The 17,822-nt window shown below is 71.1% G+C and carries 19 protein-coding genes; 12 read left to right on the top strand and 7 right to left on the bottom strand.

All coding sequences use genetic code 11. The annotated features are described in order from the left end of the window. The first annotated feature begins 5 nt into the window (after positions 1-5). Entirely contained in the window at positions 6-1,394 is a 1,389-nt protein-coding gene (locus ACFUJ1_RS18720) for a PucR family transcriptional regulator (RefSeq protein WP_378647186.1), read from the top strand. Here the strand turns inward: ACFUJ1_RS18720 and ACFUJ1_RS18715 are convergent. Beyond that, positions 1,345-1,764: a hypothetical protein gene (locus ACFUJ1_RS18715; protein WP_378647184.1), complete on the bottom strand. Its 420-nt coding sequence runs from the start codon at positions 1,762-1,764 to the stop codon at positions 1,345-1,347. The genes ACFUJ1_RS18720 and ACFUJ1_RS18715 overlap by 50 nt on opposite strands. Before the next feature lie 669 nt (positions 1,765-2,433). Here ACFUJ1_RS18715 and ACFUJ1_RS18710 point away from each other — a divergent pair. From ACFUJ1_RS18710 to ACFUJ1_RS18700, 3 genes are all read left to right on the top strand, one after another. After that, complete coding sequence (locus tag ACFUJ1_RS18710) at positions 2,434-4,473, top strand: copper-translocating P-type ATPase (RefSeq protein WP_378647182.1); 2,040 nt, start codon at positions 2,434-2,436, stop codon at positions 4,471-4,473. Between the two features lie 264 nt (positions 4,474-4,737). Then, a complete protein-coding gene (locus tag ACFUJ1_RS18705) occupies positions 4,738-5,100 on the top strand; it encodes a cupin domain-containing protein (protein ID WP_378647180.1) in 363 nt (120 codons plus the stop codon). Positions 5,101-5,310: 210 nt separating this feature from the next. Further along, positions 5,311-7,116, top strand: coding sequence for an alkyl/aryl-sulfatase (locus tag ACFUJ1_RS18700; protein WP_378647178.1), 1,806 nt, complete (start codon positions 5,311-5,313; stop codon positions 7,114-7,116). 54 nt (positions 7,117-7,170) lie between these two features. Here ACFUJ1_RS18700 and ACFUJ1_RS18695 read toward each other — a convergent pair whose 3' ends face one another. Together ACFUJ1_RS18695 and ACFUJ1_RS18690 are read right to left on the bottom strand one after the other, a co-directional pair. After that, the gene (locus ACFUJ1_RS18695; protein WP_378647176.1) at positions 7,171-8,193 is read right to left on the bottom strand and encodes a hypothetical protein; all 1,023 of its coding nucleotides are present in this window, start codon (positions 8,191-8,193) and stop codon (positions 7,171-7,173) included. Between the two features lie 216 nt (positions 8,194-8,409). Continuing rightward, a complete protein-coding gene (locus ACFUJ1_RS18690; protein WP_378647304.1) occupies positions 8,410-8,889 on the bottom strand; it encodes a winged helix-turn-helix transcriptional regulator in 480 nt (159 codons plus the stop codon). Between ACFUJ1_RS18690 and ACFUJ1_RS18685 the strand changes: the two genes are divergently transcribed. After that, positions 8,791-9,075 (top strand): hypothetical protein, encoded by a 285-nt coding sequence (locus tag ACFUJ1_RS18685; protein WP_378647317.1) that lies wholly within the window; start codon positions 8,791-8,793, stop codon positions 9,073-9,075. The two genes, ACFUJ1_RS18690 and ACFUJ1_RS18685, sit on opposite strands and share 99 nt — an antisense overlap. Continuing rightward, positions 9,048-9,233, top strand: coding sequence for a hypothetical protein (locus ACFUJ1_RS18680; RefSeq protein ID WP_378647174.1), 186 nt, complete (start codon positions 9,048-9,050; stop codon positions 9,231-9,233). Before ACFUJ1_RS18685 ends, ACFUJ1_RS18680 begins: the two co-directional genes overlap by 28 nt. A 13-nt stretch (positions 9,234-9,246) precedes the next feature. Here ACFUJ1_RS18680 and ACFUJ1_RS18675 read toward each other — a convergent pair whose 3' ends face one another. Then, a complete protein-coding gene (locus ACFUJ1_RS18675; protein ID WP_378647172.1) occupies positions 9,247-9,810 on the bottom strand; it encodes a TetR/AcrR family transcriptional regulator in 564 nt (187 codons plus the stop codon). A 102-nt stretch (positions 9,811-9,912) separates the two neighbouring features. Here ACFUJ1_RS18675 and ACFUJ1_RS18670 point away from each other — a divergent pair, with 102 nt between their 5' ends. The 4 genes from ACFUJ1_RS18670 to ACFUJ1_RS18655 all read left to right on the top strand — a co-directional run bounded on the left by ACFUJ1_RS18670 (position 9,913) and on the right by ACFUJ1_RS18655 (position 12,266). Next, positions 9,913-10,821: an oxidoreductase gene (locus ACFUJ1_RS18670; RefSeq protein ID WP_378647170.1), complete on the top strand. Its 909-nt coding sequence runs from the start codon at positions 9,913-9,915 to the stop codon at positions 10,819-10,821. A gap of 147 nt (positions 10,822-10,968) precedes the next feature. After that, entirely contained in the window at positions 10,969-11,292 is a 324-nt protein-coding gene (locus ACFUJ1_RS18665; protein ID WP_378647168.1) for a putative quinol monooxygenase, read from the top strand. An 83-nt stretch (positions 11,293-11,375) separates the two neighbouring features. After that, a complete protein-coding gene (locus ACFUJ1_RS18660; RefSeq protein WP_378647166.1) occupies positions 11,376-11,807 on the top strand; it encodes a MarR family winged helix-turn-helix transcriptional regulator in 432 nt (143 codons plus the stop codon). A 36-nt stretch (positions 11,808-11,843) separates the two neighbouring features. Next, entirely contained in the window at positions 11,844-12,266 is a 423-nt protein-coding gene (locus tag ACFUJ1_RS18655) for an organic hydroperoxide resistance protein (protein WP_378647164.1), read from the top strand. Between the two features lie 294 nt (positions 12,267-12,560). On the opposite strand, the gene ACFUJ1_RS18650 is transcribed toward ACFUJ1_RS18655, so the two are convergent. The 3 genes from ACFUJ1_RS18650 to ACFUJ1_RS18640 form a co-directional block, all read right to left on the bottom strand. Beyond that, entirely contained in the window at positions 12,561-13,070 is a 510-nt protein-coding gene (locus tag ACFUJ1_RS18650; protein ID WP_378647162.1) for a DUF1269 domain-containing protein, read from the bottom strand. A 191-nt stretch (positions 13,071-13,261) separates the two neighbouring features. Then, positions 13,262-14,278, bottom strand: coding sequence for an aldo/keto reductase (locus ACFUJ1_RS18645; RefSeq protein WP_378647160.1), 1,017 nt, complete (start codon positions 14,276-14,278; stop codon positions 13,262-13,264). 41 nt (positions 14,279-14,319) lie between these two features. Then, positions 14,320-15,219: a helix-turn-helix transcriptional regulator gene (locus tag ACFUJ1_RS18640; protein WP_378647158.1), complete on the bottom strand. Its 900-nt coding sequence runs from the start codon at positions 15,217-15,219 to the stop codon at positions 14,320-14,322. Between the two features lie 101 nt (positions 15,220-15,320). On the opposite strand from ACFUJ1_RS18640, the gene ACFUJ1_RS18635 reads away from it, so the two are divergent. Next, positions 15,321-16,367 (top strand): alcohol dehydrogenase catalytic domain-containing protein, encoded by a 1,047-nt coding sequence (locus ACFUJ1_RS18635; RefSeq protein ID WP_378647156.1) that lies wholly within the window; start codon positions 15,321-15,323, stop codon positions 16,365-16,367. Beyond that, positions 16,364-17,770: an MFS transporter gene (locus tag ACFUJ1_RS18630; protein WP_378647154.1), complete on the top strand. Its 1,407-nt coding sequence runs from the start codon at positions 16,364-16,366 to the stop codon at positions 17,768-17,770. Before ACFUJ1_RS18635 ends, ACFUJ1_RS18630 begins: the two co-directional genes overlap by 4 nt. Positions 17,771-17,822: the final 52 nt, after the last annotated feature.

Genomic DNA, 17,822 nt, shown 5'->3' with positions numbered 1-17,822 from the left:
CTGCCATGCGAGCCGATCATCATCAGCGGCGGCCGATCGTCGTCGACGGCCACCCGCTCTCGGCTCCGCTGCACGAAACCGACGAGGTGGCCGACGAAACCGTCGGCCGCCTCGTGGAACTCTTCGTGCCGCTGCCCGCAGGCGTGAGCCGTGCGGACACCGCCGCCGTGGTCAGTCGCTGCCTGGCCGGGCTCGTCGGCCTGCTCGACGGCACCGCAGCCCCCGATCAACTGCTCTGGCTGGAACGGGCCGCGATCCAATGGCGGAACACCGGGCTGCCCCTGGAAACCGTGCTGCACGCGGTACACACCGGATTCCGGCTCCTGATCGACCGGCTCGACCACGCCTTCGTCCGGACGGTGCGCCCACCGGCGCAGGGCGTCGACCCCGGTTCCCTCGGCGCGAGTATCGCGCTCGCCCTGGACTGGATGTCGGCCATCACCACCACGATCACCAGCGTCTACACCGCTGCGATGCTGGCTGCCGCACAGGACCTGCTTCCCCGGCCGGTCCGAGCCACCGAGGGAGTCGGCGCGGGCACCCCGACCGGTGACGGCGCGATGCGCTATGCCGTCCTCGCCCTCCACGTCGGACCCGCCACCCCGGATTCCGACCATCCGGAGCGGGCTCGCCGCTGGCTGCGACGTTGCCGCTCCGAGCTGGCGGCGCACTGCTCCGGGCGGGAACGGATCGCGCTCAGCCCCGCCGGGGGCACCGTCATGCTGCCCGAGCGGGTCTTCACCGACGGCAAGGTCGAGTCCCTGCTGGTTTCGCTCGCCCGCGAGTCCGATGTCGAACTCACCGGCTGCGTGCTGGTCGCCGGTTCGGCCGCGACCGGCAAGGCCGCTGATCACGCGCACGATTCTCTGGACGTGCTGATCGAGCTCGGGTGCGGGCCAGGGATCTATTCCTACGAGCGCATGGCGATGGAGATCCAGCTGTCGCGGCCGGGTCCCGTGCGCGAGCGCCTGGCCGCGATCCTCGGCCCGCTCGGTGACCAGCCGCACCTGCTTGAACTGCTGCACGCCTACCTGATAAGCGACTGCGGCAGGCAGCGCACCGCCGCCGCGCTGCGTATCCACGCCAATACCGTCGACCGCCGCCTCGCGCACATCGCCGCACTGACCGGCTGCGATCCCAAGACCGGATACGGAGCGTGGAAACTGCGAGCGGCCCTGATCGCCCGCGGCAACGGGCACCCGATCGCACACGCGGACGACCCCGGCTCCGCAGCACTCGGCGATCGAGCGGAATCCGGGCGGGGCGCGGTTCCCTCGCTCGCAGCGGGAGCGGGACCGGCCGATGATCATCGCGGAGCAGGCCGAGCGTCGAAGCGCCCGCGCGTTATCGCTCGGAGCGCTCCGGGCGGTCCAGCAGCGCGGCTCGGCGGGTGAGGTCGGCGATCCGCTCGTCCGCCTCGCGGGTCGCCGCTTCGGCGGCAACCCTGGCCGCGTCGATTTCCGGGAGGACAACGCGGACGTAGTCGTCGTTCGTCGCGTCGATGGCCAGGTCGATCGCGGCCACGATCATCTCCAGGGCGTGCTCCGGGACGTGGGCGTAGATGCTGTACCGCCCGCCACCGGAGGTGTCGATACCGACGCCGCTCGCCTCGTCCTGCTGCGTCCGCAGATGACCGGTGAAGCGGTTCTTCCACTCGCCTGTCCGATCGGTTCCCGCGACCTTCACCCGGACCAGGATCCGATCCCCCGGCTCAGGTTTCACGTCCACGGCCCCGGCGCGTTCGAACCTCTGCCATTCAGCCATTGTCAACTCGCTCCTGTGCTGGCCGGCTCGGATCGGGTGGCGGTTCTCGTCTGCCACCGAGCGCGGCGGTCGCTGTCACAGCCCTGAGCGGGCCGGATCGTCGAATCCGGCGACGACGCCACCTCGAGTGGTCAGCGCACGGGTTGCCCCCGGATACCTTCGAGCCTACGCCGTGCGCCCGGTCGGCCTCGCGCAGCAGGACGCCTGTCGCCTGTTCGATGGTGATGCGGTTGTCGAGCGCCGGTTCACCACATCGTGAACCGACCCCGAAGCCGTTCCGGCGCGGTTGGGTTCGCTTCAACCGCCGAGGTGCACCGGCATGGCTGCGAGCGACGATTCGATACCGTCGTCGGGGGACTTCGAAGTTCGTGGCGCGCCCATCGGCGAGCGTGATCTCGGTGGAATTGTCGAACGTGCCTCCAGAAATCTCCGCTGACATCGAATTCGTAGGTCTTCCCGTCTTCGGTGGCCGGGGCAGTCCCTGTGACGCCGCAGCCGTACACCGTTCCGGTTCGCGAGATCGGGGTGGGACCTTCGAGCGAACTCCATGAAAAAGATTCCCGAAAGGATAGATCAGCTGCCGACCGGGTTACCGTCCGGCCGGCTCCGCGCCCAGAGCCCGGCTGCCACTCCCTTTACAGGTACCCCCATGGGGTATATGGTCCGCTTATGTCCAGCGATCCCACCACTGTCGGCGGCCACGACCAACACGGCCACGACGCACATGCCGGTCACGGCGGGCACGCCGGCCACGATCCGGCGGTGTTCCGGCGCCTGTTCTGGGTGATGGTGGTGCTGGCGATCCCGGTGGTCGCGGCGTCGACGATGTTCGCCGACCTGCTCGGTTACACCGTGCCGGACTCGCTGTCGTCGGTATCCCCGCTCGGCGGCACGCTCATGTTCTTCTGGGGCGGGCGCCCGTTCCTGACCGGCGCGGTCACCGAGATCCGGGCTCGCCGGCCCGGGATGATGCTGCTGATCTCGCTGGCCATCACCGTCGCCTTCACCGCCTCCTGGGGCGCGACCCTCGGCATCCTGGCCCACGACCTCGACTTCTGGTGGGAACTCGCGCTGCTCATCGTCATCATGCTGCTCGGCCACTGGATCGAGATGCGTTCGCTCGGAAAGGCATCCAGCGCTCTGGAGTCGCTGGCGGCGCTGCTTCCCGACGAGGCCGAACGCCTCGACGACACCGGCGCGACGACCACGGTGCCCACCGGCGACCTGCGGGCCGGGGACCTGGTCGTGGTCCGCCCCGGTGCGCGCGTGCCCGCCGACGGCACCGTCGAGACCGGCACCGCCGATGTCGACGAATCCATGATCACCGGCGAATCCACCCCCGTGCGCCGCGCCCCCGGCGACAAGGTGGTGGCCGGAACCGTCACCACCGACTCCGCCCTGCGCGTGCGGATCACCGCCGTCGGCGCCGATACCGCCCTGGCCGGTATCCAGCGTTTGGTCACCGAAGCCAGGAACTCGAGTTCCCGCGCTCAGGCACTGGCCGACCGTGCCGCCGCACTGCTGTTCTGGTTCGCCTCGATCGCCGCGATCATCACCGCGGCGACCTGGCTGATCCTGGGCGAACCCGAATCCGCGATCGCGCGCACCATCACCGTGCTCGTCATCGCCTGCCCGCACGCCCTCGGCCTGGCCATCCCGCTGGTCATCGCCATCGCGACCGAGCGCGCCGCCGAAGCGGGCGTCCTCATCACCGACCGCCGCGCGCTGGAAGCCATGCGCAGTGTCGACGCGGTGCTGTTCGACAAGACCGGCACCCTCACCCGCGGCGAACCCGCCCTGCACCGGGCCACCGGCTCCGGCGCGATCACCGCCGAGGAAGTCATCGCCCTGGCCGCCGCCGTGGAAGCCGACAGTGAACACCCACTCGGGCGCGCCATCGTCACCGCCGCCACCGACCGCGGGCTCGGCGTCGTACCGGCGACCGGCTTCACCGCCCGCAACGGCATCGGCGTCACCGCCACCGTCGACGGTGCCACCGTCTCCGTGGGCGGACCCACCCTGCTCGCCGAATACGGCTCGGCGCCCCTCTCCGAGACCGCGGGGTGGGCCGAAGCGGGCTCCACCGTGCTGCACGTACTGCGCGACGGCACCGTTGCCGGTGCACTCGCCCTCGCCGACGAGATCCGCCCCGAATCCGCCCAGGCCATCCGAGCTCTGCACGCGCACGGCATCCACGTCGCGATGATCACCGGCGATGCCGAACCCGTCGCCCGCACCGTCGCCGCCCGTCTGGAAATCGACGAGGTCTTCGCCGGTGTCCTGCCCGAAGAGAAAGGCGCACGGGTCCAGGCCCTCCAGAACGCCGGACGCAAGGTCGCGATGGTCGGCGACGGCGTCAACGATGCCCCCGCGCTGGCCCGCGCCGACGTCGGCATCGCCATCGGCGCGGGCACCGACGTCGCCATCGCCTCGGCCGGAGTCGTCCTGGCCGGCGACGACCCCCGTGCGGTGCTGTCGATCATCGACCTGTCGAAGGCCACCTATCGCAAGATGATCCAAAATCTCACCTGGGCCGCGGGCTACAACATCGTCGCCGTCCCGCTGGCCGCCGGGCTCCTCGCCCGCTGGAACATCACCCTGCCCATGGAGATCGGCGCCCTGCTCATGTCCGCCTCCACCATCGTCGTCGCCGTCAACGCCCAGCTGCTGCGGCGGCTCGACCTGCGGCCCGACGCGATCGTTCGCTGACCGTAGGCGCTCGGCTTGCTCAGGTCGGCCGTCTCGACGGTGGGGGCGGAGACCGGAGCGTCGCCGGGGTGGCCCGGTCCGCCGCCGTAAGATATGATCTCTATCACATTTTTGTGTTGAGGTGCTGGTCGGTAGCGGCGCGGGTGGAGGCGGATCGCACCGACGCAACTCGACGCGACGCGTTCACGCGTCGGCCGAGTTCGCAGACCTGTCGGCCGTCGGTCGCGACGAAGCGGGGGGCCACTGGTACCGAGGAGAGCGGCGATGTCCCGTTTGGTACGCAAGAATTTCGATTCACCCGAAGAGACCCGCCCCTTCGACGGGGACACGGGCCGGCTCGATCTCGTCAATCTCGACGGCGGCCCGGTGGGCCGGGCGATCTTCCAGCCCGGCTGGCAGTGGTCGGAACATGTCGCGCCGATCGCGGGCACCGACAGTTGCCAGGCGCCGCACATGGGCTACTGCGTCTCGGGGCACCTGGCGGTGGTCATGGACGACGGCGAGAAACAGGAGTACGGGCCCGGCGATTTCATGATCGTCCCGCCCGGGCACGATGCCTGGACCGTCGGGGACGAACCCTGCGTCATGATCGATTGGCAGGGGGTCGCCGACTACGCCAAGCGGTGATCCCGACCTGGGTCGTGCGGCTCTGCGAGAACCGGGCCTCGTCCGACGTAGCTCCGACGCCGCCCGCCCGGCCGCCGCCGCCCGCTGTCGCGCCGCACTCACTCCGGGTGAGACCGGCGACTTCACCCCTTTCGGGTGAGGGAACCGGGACCGAGCTGCCGAAGGATGGACCGCGCGGGAACCTGCTCGTTCACTTCTCGAGGAGCTGAGATGGCGCTGGATTTCACCGACCGTACCGACTTCGACGACGCCGGGCGGGGCTTCATCGCCACCCTGGAGCACTGGCCCATCGAGACCGCGGCCGGCGCGGTCGTCTTCGACTTGACGCCCTACGGCTTCCTCGACGGCGAGGCGCCGGGCACCGTCGACCCCAGCCTGTTCCGGCAGAGCCAGCTCTGCGCCCGCAACGGCCTGTTCCAGGTCACCGAGGGGATCTACCAGATCCGCGGCTTCGACATCTCGAACATGACCCTGGTCGAGGGCGACACCGGTGTCATCGTGATCGACCCGCTCGTCTCGGCCGAGTGCGCGGCCGCCGGGCTGGCGCTGTATCGCGAACACCGCGGCGAGCGCCCGGTCACCGCCGTCATCTACACGCACTCGCACGGCGACCACTTCGGCGGGGTGTACGGGGTGCTGCCCGACGGCGCGGGCGAGGTCCCGATCCTGGCACCGGCGGGGTTCATGGCCGAGGCGGTCGCCGAGAACGTCTACGCCGGACCCGCCATGAACCGCCGCGGCGGCTACATGTACGGCCTCGGCCTGCCCGTCGGACCGGAGGGGCACGTCGGCAACGGCCTCGGAGTCCGGGTCTCCCAGGGCTCGCTCGGACTGATTCCGCCCACCCGCGACATCACCCACACCGGCCAGCGCGAAACCCTCGACGGGGTGCCGATCGACTTCCAGATCACCCCCGGCACCGAGGCGCCTGCGGAGATGAACTTCCACTTCCCCCGCCACCGGGCACTGTGCCTGGCCGAGAACGCCTCGCACAACCTGCACAATCTGCTGACCCTGCGCGGCGCGCTGGTCCGCGACCCGCGCATGTGGTCGCACTACCTCGACGAGGCCATCGAACTGTTCGCCGCCGACTCCGACCTCGCCTTCGGCTCACACCACTGGCCGACGTGGGGCACCGAGAACCTGACCCGGTTCATCGCCCAGCAGCGCGACCTCTACCTCTACCTGCACGACCAGACCCTGCGCATGATGAACCAGGGGCTGACCGGCATCGAGATCGCCGAGGAGATCACCCTGCCACCGGCCCTGGAGAACGCCTGGCACGCCCGCGGCTACTACGGCTCGGTCAGCCACAATGTCAAAGCCATCTACCAGCGCTATCTCGGCTGGTTCGACGGCCACCCCAGCTCGCTGTGGCAGCACCCGCCGGTCGCGGCGGCCGAGCGCTACGTTTCCCTGCTCGGCGGCGTCGACGCCGCGGTCGAGCACGGCCGCCGCTATGCCGCCGACGGCGATCTGCGCTTCGCCGCCGAACTGCTCAAACACGCCGTCTTCGCGGCACCCGAACACAGCGGGGCGAAAGCGGCGCTCGCCGAGGTGTTCACGAGTCTCGGATACGGTGCCGAGAACGCCACCTGGCGCGGCTTCTACCTCTCCGGCGCCAAGGAACTCCGTGAGGGCGTCGGCCCAGCGCCCCTGGACACCAGCGGGGGAATGGCCGCCGCGCTCAGCGTCGAGCAGCTGTTCGACACCATCGCCATCCGCGTCGACGGCCCCCGCGCCGCAGGCGAATCTCTCGTCCTGGACTGGCATTTCACCGATCCCGCGCTCACGCTGCGCACCACGCTGTCCAACGGGGCGCTCATCCGCACCGTCGACCCGCGCAGCGCCGCCACCGTCGACCTCACCATCACCCTCACCAAGAACGACCTGCTCGGCGTGCTCGCCGGAGCGGGCGTCGACGGACTCGCCTTCGACGGCGACCCGGCCACCCTGCACCGGCTGCTGGACCTGCTCGACCAGCCCGACCCCACCTTCCCGATCGTCACCCCCTGACCGGCTCCGACAGCCTCCGTCCTGGGTTCGCCCCGGGAAACGGAGCCGGGTGCGTCAGTCTGTGCGGTCGAATCGCTGGCGTTGCCGGGCACCGTAGGTCGCCGCCTTGACGGCCTCGTCGTCCTCCATGCCCGATCCCAGCGCGCCGCCGAGGGTGGCGACGGCGGCGACCAGCCAGGCCATCAGCACCAGCGTCACCGGGCCCATGGGTCGTCCGGTGTTCTCGGTGACCAGCTGCGGCGGGATCGTCCACCAGGCGGTCAGCAACAGGAGGACGAACAGCGCGGCGTGGAAGACGACGACGCCGATCGTCAGGGTGATGACCGTCGACGCGTTGTAGAGCACCGCGCGTTCCCGTTCGCTGCCCGGCCGCGGGCGTTCCCAGAGGCGGTGTTCGACGATGAGCCAGGCGATCATCGCCGCGGTGGCCAGGACGGTGACCGCGCTCAATCGCCACGGCCCCATCGTGGCGGAGAGTTGCCACATCGTCGGATAGGCCAGGCTCACCACGCCAGTGGCGAAGGCCGCCATCATCACCTTCGACATGCCGGTCACCAACCGCCACGGCCGGTTGGCGTAGACCATGCCTGCGAGCAGCCGCAGCCGGGAAAGGGCCGACGGTGCCAGGTAGTGGACGACATCGTCGTCCTGGACGCGCCGCAGCCGCTCAGCCGGAGTCCCTGGCCGGCGCGCCACCTCGGCAAGGACGGTGCGCGCCACGTCCCGCACCCGGCGCTGGATGAACGCGCCGCCCATTCCGGGAATGGAGATCACCGCGAAGCGCTCCGGCACGCTCACGTCGGCCAGCACCGGTGTCGTGCCCTGGCGCCGGGGCAGATCGGTCAGGTAGATGACGACGTCCTCGGTCTCGCCACCCGGGTCGATGGTGTCGACGACCTCGGAGAATTCGGTGCGCTCGTCGATCGGGTACGCCCGGCACCGCACCGAGACGTCCCAGCTGTCGGATGCGGGCCCGTCGGTAGGGGTATCCGAGAGCGAATCGGACAGATGTCCGGCGATCACCTCCGGGGCGCCGGGATCGGCGATCAGCAGAATTGTGGACTTCTCACCAACCATTGTGGCCGCCTACCCTCGCCCCGAGCGGGCAAACGGTCGAAGCCGTGTGCAAGGTCGGCGGCGGTTCGCGACTTCGCCGTGGTGACGCAGTCCAGTGCTCACATCGCCGCCACGGCCCCTCGGTGACCTTCTGCGGGCTGTCACGGAAGCCGTTGTGCAGCAACAGTAGTCCGACTCCGGACTATCCCCACCACCGAGGATGGGCGTCCGCGCCGGTCACCGCCGGTCCTGATCGTGGCGGTCCTGCGCCGACGCCACGTCGGGCAGGTGCCGATAGATCCAGTCCGGGAACGGGTGCAGCGAGTCGGTGAGGCCGTGGCCGAGTTCGCTGAGCGCGTAGCTGACGCGCGGTGGCGTCGCGGGCTCGACGGTGCGGATCAGCCCGTCGCGCACGAGGACGCGCAGGGTCTGCGACAGCATCTTCTCGCTGATTCCCTCGATCAGCCGGTGCAGCTCGGCGAAGCGCAGCGGCCCGCGTGCCAGGGCGGTCAGGACGAGCTTCGTCGCCGCGGCCCGATCCGCCGGGGTGCGGCACGTGGTCCTGCTCTCGTCCGGGGCCGTCGTGATGGACGAGGCTGGACATTCATCCGTCCCGGCATGTTCGCGACGAACGCGCTGTGGTGGTGGCAGAGGTCCGTCCGCGAGCGGGGCACCGTTCGCCTGCCCTATCCCGGGGCGCGGACGGTACCGGTCCACGAGAAGGACGTGGCGGCGCTCGCGGTGACGGCGCTGACCGAGCGGGGCCACCGCGGCCGGGCCTACTTCGTGACCGGCCCCGAGGCGTTGACCCTGCGCAGGCAGGTGGGGCTCATCGGCGCGGCGATCGGCCGCGACATACCATCGAGCCGACGACCGTGGACGAGGCCCGTGCGGAGTTGCTGAAGACCGTTCCGCCCTTCGCCGCCGACGGCATTCTGGCGGGCTGGAAGGCAGGCACCGCCGCGTCGCCGCCGGTGCCCGCCGCCGTCGCCGCCCTCGTCGGACGGCCCGCTCTGACCTTCGCGCAGTGGGTACAGGACCACGCCGCCGACTTCGCGTGAGCCGCTACGAGAGTTACGACCGCGGTCGAAGCCCGTCGAGGATGATCGCGGTGACCCGGTCCGCGACATCGGGGGTATGGCTCTGCGCCGCCTGGCAGGCCACGATGATCGCCTTGACCTCCCGCGGAGTGAGATCCGCGCGCACGGTCCCGGCCCGCTGCGCGGCGGCCAGCAGTTCGGCGAGCAACCCCATGAACTGTTCCTCGGCCTGCGGCACGACGTCGTCCCGGGTGCCGGCACCGGCGATGGCCTGGGCCAGCCCCTGATCGGCCGCGCCCAGGTCAAGGGCCATGGCGCGGATGAAACCGGCCAGGGCGGCGCCCGGTGGTCCGGTGTCGAGCAGGGCCCGCCCGGCGGCGACGACCTGGCCGAGGCGATGGTCGATCACGGCCGCGAAGAGCGCGTTCTTGGTCGGGAAGTGCCGGTAGACGGTGCCCGCGCCGACGCCGGCGCGGCGGGCGATCTCGTCGATCGGCACCGTCGGCCCCTCCTCGGCGAAGGCCCGATAGGCGCTCTCCAACACGATCTCCCGGTTCCGGGCGGCATCGGCACGCAGTGGTCTGGCGGTGTCCGCCACTCCGGTCTCACCTCCTGGCGCCTTGAAACGGGGCGCACGTTCCGTATAGTCGTGGATAAGCGGAGTCAACACTCCGTTTACCGATTCTACGGAGGAGAACGCATGGCGAAGTGGACCACCGCCGACATTCCCGACCAGACCGGCCGTACCGCGATCGTCACTGGCGCGAACTCCGGGCTCGGCTTCGAGACCGCCGCCGCGCTCGCCGCCGAGGGTGCCCGCGTGGTGCTGGCCGTCCGTGACCTGGACCGGGGCAGGGCCGCCGCCGAGCGCATCGTCGCCGCCACCCCGGCCGCGCGGGTCGAGCTGCAGCGACTGGATCTGGGCGCGCTGGCCGACGTCCGGGCCGCCGCCGAGGAGATCAGGGCAGCGCACCCGCGCATCGACCTGCTGGTCAACAACGCCGGGGTGATGTATCCGCCCAAGCAGCAGACCGCCGACGGCTTCGAGTTGCAGTTCGGCACGAACCATCTGGGCCACTTCGCGCTGACCGGGCTGTTGCTCGAGCACCTGCTGTCGGTCCCCGGCTCGCGCGTGGTCACCATCAGCAGCGTCGGGCACCGGCTCCGCGCCGCCATCCACTTCGACGACCTGAACCTCGATCGGAAGTACACCCGGATGGAAGCCTACGGGCAGTCCAAGCTGGCCAACCTGCTGTTCACCTACGAACTGCAGCGCCGCCTGACCGCCGCGGGACAGGACGCGGCCGCGCTCGCCGCCCACCCCGGTGGCTCCAATACCGAGCTGGGCAGGCATCTGCCCGCGGTCATCCGGGTGCCGGGGATGCGGTTGCTGTCCCAGTCCGCCGCGATGGGTGCGCTGCCGACGCTGCGCGCCGCCACCGACCCGGCCGCCCGCGGCGGTCAGTACTACGGCCCCGGCGGCCCCGGTGGCCTGCGCGGCTACCCGGTGCTCGCCGAATCGAGCAAGCAGTCCCACGACACCGAGATCGCGCGACGGCTGTGGGAGGTCTCCGAGGAGCTCACCGGCGTCTCCTACAGCCTGAGCTGACGAGAAACGGGAGCACGAAGCGCCGAGCCGCCGCGCGTGGCCTGCGGAGTGCGGCTCGAATTGCCCCGCGCCGAGCACCGATCCGGCCCTAGGCTCGGGTACGTCTCCCGCGCCGCTGCGGCGCGGGGCGCTGAAAAAGGAGTGCTCATGGCCGATTCCGAACCCGTCGTGGTCGTCGCCGATCTCGTCCCGCTGCCCGGAAAGGAGGACGCGGTGGAGGCCGCGCTGCGCCGGGCCGTCGCGGCCACGCACGAGCAGGACGCGGGGTGCGAGCTCTACGCCGCGCACCGCGGCCGGAAGGGTTTCGTGGTCATCGAGAAGTGGAGCTCGGCGGAGGACCTGCAGAAACACGGCGGCGGAGCGGCGTTCGCCGCCCTGAGTGCGGAGCTCGACGGTCTGCTCGCGGAGTCCATCGAGGTGGGCCTGCTGCAGCCGCTTCCTGCGGGCGACAGCGAACTCGGCGCCCTGTAGACCGGATCGAGCGTCGCCACTGTCACCGTTTGATCGCAGGCAACTAGATTGTGCTCAATTCAAATGTGCGCTACGTTGTGGGAGTGGATGTCCTCGCGCTCGACCAGCAGCTGTGCTTCGCGCTGTACAAGGCGTCGCGCGCGCTGACATCCGTGTATCGGCCCGCGCTCGCCGAGCTCGACCTCACCTACCCGCAGTACCTGGTGATGCTGGCGCTGTGGGAGCGGGACGGCCGCGAGGTGCGCGACCTCGGTCGCGAGCTGGAGCTGGACACCGGCACGCTCTCGCCGCTGCTGCGCCGCCTGGAGCGCGGGCGGCTGGTGCGCCGCGAGCGGCAGGCCGCCGACGAGCGGCGGGTCGCGGTGCATCTCACCGCGGCCGGTGCGGCGCTGCGGGAGCGCGCGATCGCGGTGCCGATGCTGCTGGCCTCGCGCACCGGGCTCACCGTCGGTGAGATGGCCGAGCTCCGCTCGACCCTCGACCGGCTGACCCGCACCGTGCACCGGGCGGCGTGACACCGCACCTCCACACATCCGACGACAGGAGAACAGATGAAAGCCATCTACACCGCCGAGGCCATCGTCAGTGGCGACGGCCGCAACGGCGCCGGACGCACGTCGGACGGCAAGCTCGATGTGACGCTGGCGATCCCCACCGAGATGGGCGGTTCGGGCGAGGGGACCAACCCCGAGCAGCTCTTCGCCATCGGCTACGCGGCGTGCTACCACTCCGCCCTGCGCTTGGTAGCCAAGCAGGCGGGCGCGAACGTCGACGACTCCTCGGTCGGCGCGCAGGTCGGCATCGGCGCACTCGACGGCGGTGCCTTCGGGCTCGAGGTCACCCTGGAGGTGACGCTGCCCCATCTCGACCACGCCACGGCGCAGAGCCTGGCCGACAAGGCCCACCAGGTGTGCCCGTACTCGAACGCCACCCGCGGCAATATCGACGTCACGATCACCGTCTCCGACGACTGATCGCCCCGCTTGCGAGGTCTCCGGCATCTCGGCCGACTCCGGTCGCCGAACCGCCGGAGACCTCGTCGCGTTCCCGGTCGCCAGACTCCGGAGGTGGAAACGTAGGCCGGGCGTGCGTACTCCAACGCAGCGGCAATCGGGCCGACCCGTTTCGGACGGCCGGTGGAGAGAAGAGCTGTGGGGTTGCCCGCCGCTACGTGCCGTCACCGCAAACGATCCCACTACCGAGTGCCCGGGTCATCGCCCGGGCACTCGGTGATCACCTCACCTTCACCGCGGCGAGCGCGAGGCCGCTCACATGCCCTTCAGGGCCTCCTCGAGTGCCTTGTCGATATCCTCGGGTGCGACACCGAGCTCCTCGGCGGTCTCCTTCTCGGCCTTCGTCACGGCCCGCTCGATCGCTTCCTTGACCTTGAGTTCCCCGACGACGACCAGCCCCGCCTGGCCGGGATCGATGAAGTTGCCGAGCTCCTTGACCTTCGAGCGGGACATGCCCTTGGCGAGATGACCGCTCACGCCGCCGATGACGCCGCCGACCGCTGCCGAGGCGAGCACGGAGGGCGGGAAGATCAGGCCGATGATCGCGCCCGCGGCGATACCGCCCCACGCGCCGTGGCGGGTCGCCGTCTCGTCCTTGTTCTCGTGGACCTTGCCCTCGGAGTCCTTGGTGACCACGGCCGCGTCGTACGAGCCGACCAGACCTCCGGCGTGGAGGTCTTTGACGACCCGGTAGTCGTCGCGGGCCGCGGCCTCGCTCGGGTAGGTGGCGAGGTAGATGAAGGTTTCGTCGTCGATCTTCGGCATGGCATCTCCGTTTCGCCGTTCGGGTGGTCGGTCGACCACAGAGCCAGGCTCGTCAGCGGACCGCGGCGTGGCCTCACCCGTACCGGGTGAAATCGGGCGCGGGGCGGGTCGCGGTCATCGCGGCGGGCAACGACTCCGCGACGAGCCGCTGCCGCGGCTGCCGAGCGGCAAGCTGAGCCCGCGTCGCGTGGTCAGCGACGCCGGTTGGCGGTGAGCAGCTCGGTGGCTCCGTAGCTGTTGTCGTCGGGGTTGATGGTGACCCCCGGCGCGACGAGTTCGTCGATGCGGTCGAGCACGCCGGTGGACAGGGTGAGTTCGGCGGCGGGCAGGTAGGACCGCAGCTGCTCCATGGTGCGGGGGCCGACGATCGCGGCGGTGACGCCGGGGTGGTTGATCGCGAAGGCGATCGCCAGCTCGACGAGGGTCATGTCGTTCTGCTCGGTCAGTTGCGCCAAGTCTTCGACGATGTCGAGTTTGCGCTGGTTGGCGGGTGTGGACATGTCGAATCGGGCGGTGGGGCGGGCGGCGGAGGTGGGCGTCGGGGCGGCGTTCCTGCGCCACTTGCCCGACAGCCATCCCCCGGCCAGCGGGCTGTAGGTGAGGGTGCCCATGCGGTGTCGCAGCGTGGTGGGAAGCACGTCCTCCTCGATGCCGCGCACGAGGATCGAGTACGGCGGCTGCTCGGTGACGAAACGTTCGAGGCCGCGTTCGCGCGCGGCCCACTGCGCCTCGACGATCTGCGCCCCGGAGAAAGAGGAGGAGCCGAGGTAGCGGACCTTGCCCTGGCGCACCAGGTCGGTCAGGGCACCGAGGGTCTCCTCGATATCGGTGTCGGGGCTGGGCCGGTGCACCTGGTACAGGTCGATCCAGTCGGTGCCGAGCCGGCGCAGCGAGTTCTCGACCTCGCGGATGATCCACCGGCGCGAGCCGCCCCGGTGGTTGGGGTCCTTGCCCATGGGCATGAAGAACTTCGTGGCGAGGAAGACGTCGTCGCGGCGGCCGGCGAGGGCTTTGCGGGTGATCTCCTCGGAGACGCCTGCGGAGTAGACATCGGCGGTGTCGACGAAGTTGATGCCTGCGTCGAGGGCGGCGTGGATGATGCGGACGCTGTCGTCGACGTCCTTGTTGCCCCAGGGGCCGAACATCATCGTGCCGAGGCACAGCGGGCTGACCTGGACGCCGGTACGGGCGAGAGTGCGGTATTGCATGCGTGTTCGTCCCTTCCTGGGAGTTCGGCGGCGGCGGCGCGTCAACGGGTGCGGGTCGCGGGGTATTCGGTGGGCAGGTGCTCGTGGCCGGCGGCCCAGGAGGCCAGCAGCGCGAGGCCGTCGGCGGTGGGGGTGCCCGCGGGGGCGGTGTAGATGTTGAGCTGCAGACCGGGCTCGGAGGGGAGTTCGAGGGCTTCGAAGTCCAGGTCGAGCTGTCCCACGATGGGGTGGTGCAGGCGTTTGCGGCCGGTGCGGTGGAAGCGGACGTCCTGCGAGGCCCAGCGCTGCCGGAACAGCTCGCTGCGGGTGGAGAGCTCGCCGACGAGTTCGATCAGGGCTTTGTCGTGGGGGTTGCGCCCGGCTTCGGAGCGAAGCATGGCCGCGGCGTCGCGGGCGATCTGGTCGTAGTCGACGAAGAACTCCCGCGCGCGTTCGGGGTGCAGGTAGACGAAGCGGGTGGTGTTGGCGGGGCGGCGCGGGTCGGCGAGCACCGGGGAGTAGAGGGCGCGGGCGAGGTCGTTCATGGCCAGGATGTCGTGGCGGCCGTTGCGGATCCAGGCCGGTGCGGCGGTGACGGCGTCGAGGATCTGGTGCAGTGCGGGGCGGATGGTGGCCGTGGTGGTCCGGGCCCGGCGGGTGGGGCGGGTGCCGGATTCGCGGGCAAGGGCGTAGAGGTGTTCGCGTTCGGCATCGTCGAGTTGCAGGGCCGAGGCCAGGGCGTCGAGGACCGATTCCGAGGCGCCTGCCAGGCTGCCGCGTTCCATGCGCACGTAGTAGTCGACCGAGACCCCGGCCAGCAGCGCGACTTCTTCGCGGCGCAACCCGGCTACCCGCCGGTGGCCGCCGCCGTAGGCGGGGAGCCCGGCCTGGTCCGGGGTGATCCGGGCGCGGCGGGTGCGCAGGAATTCCCGGATCTCGGCGCGCGGGTCCATCGAGGTCATGGCTCCACGGTAGGACGGTGCGGGCGCGGGTGGGGGGTACTGGCGTTACCCGGAACAAGCGGCACTCCCGCGCCGGGGCGCGGGGGCGTGAACTGGGTGTCATGCGAGCCACCTACCTCTACGGCGCGGGCGATGTCCGCGTGATCGACGTTCCCGACCCGCGCATCGAGCAGCCCGGCGACGCCCTGGTGCGGGTGGTGCGGGCCTGTGTCTGCGGCAGCGACCTGCACCCCTACCACTCGATGGCGCACACCCACGACGGCGCGTCGATGGGGCACGAGTTCATCGGCGTGGTCGATGAGGTGGGCGCCGAGGTCACCGCGGTGCGCCCCGGTGACTTCGTGATCGCCCCGTTCGCGGTCTCCTGCGGGGTGTGCGAGTTCTGCCGGGCCGGGCTGCAGACCTCCTGCGTGCGCGGCGGATTCTGGAACGACGCCGGGCTCGGCACCGCGGGCGGGCAGGCCGAGGCGGTCCGGGTTCCCCTGGCCGACGGCACGCTGGTCCCGGTCCCGGTCGACGAGCACGCCGACGAGGCGCTGCTGGCCGCGCTGCTCACGCTCTCCGACGTCTACGGCACCGGATGGCACGCCGCCGTGCGCGGCGGGGTCACCCCGGGCAGCACGGTGACGGTGATCGGGGACGGCGCGGTCGGGCTGCTGGCGGTGCTCTCCGCCCGGCAGCTCGGCGCCGAGCGCATCGTGCTCATGGGCCGGCACACCGCCCGCACCGACCTGGGCCGGGAGTTCGGCGCCACCGACGTGGTCGCCGAGCGCGGCGACGCGGGGATCGCCGCGGTGCGGGAGCTCACCACCGGCGGCAGCCCGATCGTGCTGGAGGCCGTCGGGCACCTGCCCGCCTACGAGCAGGCCGTCGGGATCGTGCGCCCGGGCGGGGTGCTCAGCCGGGTCGGGGTGCCGCAGTACGAGGCCGCGCCGATCGGCTTCGGCAGCCTGTTCGGCCCGAACATCACCCTCACCGGCGGCCCCGCCCCGGTCCGCGCCTACCTCGAGCAGCTGCTGCCCGCTGTCCTGGCCGGCACGGTGCGGCCGGGCCGGGTCTTCGACCGCACCGTCGCACTCGACGACACCGCCAAGGGATACGCGGCCATGGACGACCGCGCGGCGCTCAAGGTGATGGTCCGCCCGTGACCACCCTGACCCGCCCGCCGCAGCCGGCGCCGGTGCGCCGGGGCCCGGTGCTTGCCATCGTGCTGATCAGCTACTTCATGATCCTGCTCGACAATTCGGTGGTCTTCACCGGCCTGCCGAGCATCCGCGCCGACCTGGAGCTGTCGGTGTCGCAGCTGTCCTGGGTGCAGGACGCCTACACCCTGGTCTTCGGCGGTTTGCTGCTGCTGGCCGCCAGGGCGGGCGACATCCTCGGCAGGCGCAGGTTGTTCGTGACGGGGCTGGCGATCTTCGGCGGCGCCTCGCTGCTGATCGGTCTCCCTCCGGCGGGCGGGTGGGTGATCGCGGCGCGGGCGTTGCAGGGCATCGGCGCGGCGATCGTCGCCCCGACCTCCCTGGCGCTGATCACCGCCCACTTCCACGGCGCGGCCCGGGCCCGCGCGATCGCCTGGTACGCGGCCACCGCAGGGATCGGGGCCAGCCTCGGGCTGCTGGTCGGGGGCGCGCTCACCGAGTGGATCTCCTGGCGGGCGGCGTTCCTGGTCAATGTCCCGATCGCGGTCGCGATGATCGTCGGCGCCCGCGCGGTGCTCGCCGAGACCCCGCGCCGCACCGGCCGGTTCGACCTGCCCGGCGCGATCCTCGCGACCACCGGCGTCGGCGCGCTCGTCTTCGGCATCATCGAATCCGGCGGCGCGGGCTGGGGCTCGGCGCGGGTGCTCACCGCCCTCGCGCTGGGGGTCCTGCTGCTGGGCGGGCTCGTCGCGCACGAGTCCCGCGCCGCGCAGCCGATCATGCCGCTGCGGCTCTTCGCCGACCGGGAGCGCAGCGGTGCCTACGCCGTCCGGCTGCTCTACCTGGGCGCCATGATCGGCTTCTTCTACTTCACCACCCAGCTCCTCCAGGACGGCTTCGGCTTCACCCCGCTGCAGGCCGGACTCGGTTTTCTGCCGATGACCCTGGTCAACTTCGCTGTCGCGCTCGCCGCGCCGCGCATCGGCGCCCGGATCCCGAACGCCGTCGTGCTCGTCGCCGGGATCGCGCTCACCCTGGCCGGGATGGTCTGGCTGAGCCGGGCCGGCGCCGACGGCTCCTACCTCACCGCCGTCGGGCTGCCGATGCTCCTCGTCGGCGCCGGCCAGGGGCTGGCCTTCGCGCCGCTGACCAGCTCCGGCATCGCCCGGGTCGACGCCGAGGACGCCGGAGCGGCCTCGGGGCTGCTCAACACCGCCCACCAGCTCGGCATGGCGCTCGGGCTCGGCATCCTGGTCACCGTCGCCGCCCGCACCGGCACCGGGCTCACCGGCCCGGCCGCGGTCACCGAACACGTCCGCGCCGCGCTCACCGCGGGCAGCGGCCTGCTCACCGCGGCGCTGCTGGTCGCCGTGGCCGTGATCCTCCCCGCGCACCACCGCACCGCGTGAGCAGCCGCAGGCCGGGTACGCCGGGCACGAACCCCCACCGATCGAAGGAGCA

Source organism: Nocardia sp. NPDC057227 (genome assembly GCF_042669725.1).
GTDB lineage: Bacteria > Actinomycetota > Actinomycetes > Mycobacteriales > Mycobacteriaceae > Nocardia > Nocardia asteroides_A.
Note: the sequence above shows the minus strand (reverse complement) of the source record. Positions and strands in the feature narration are given on the sequence as shown.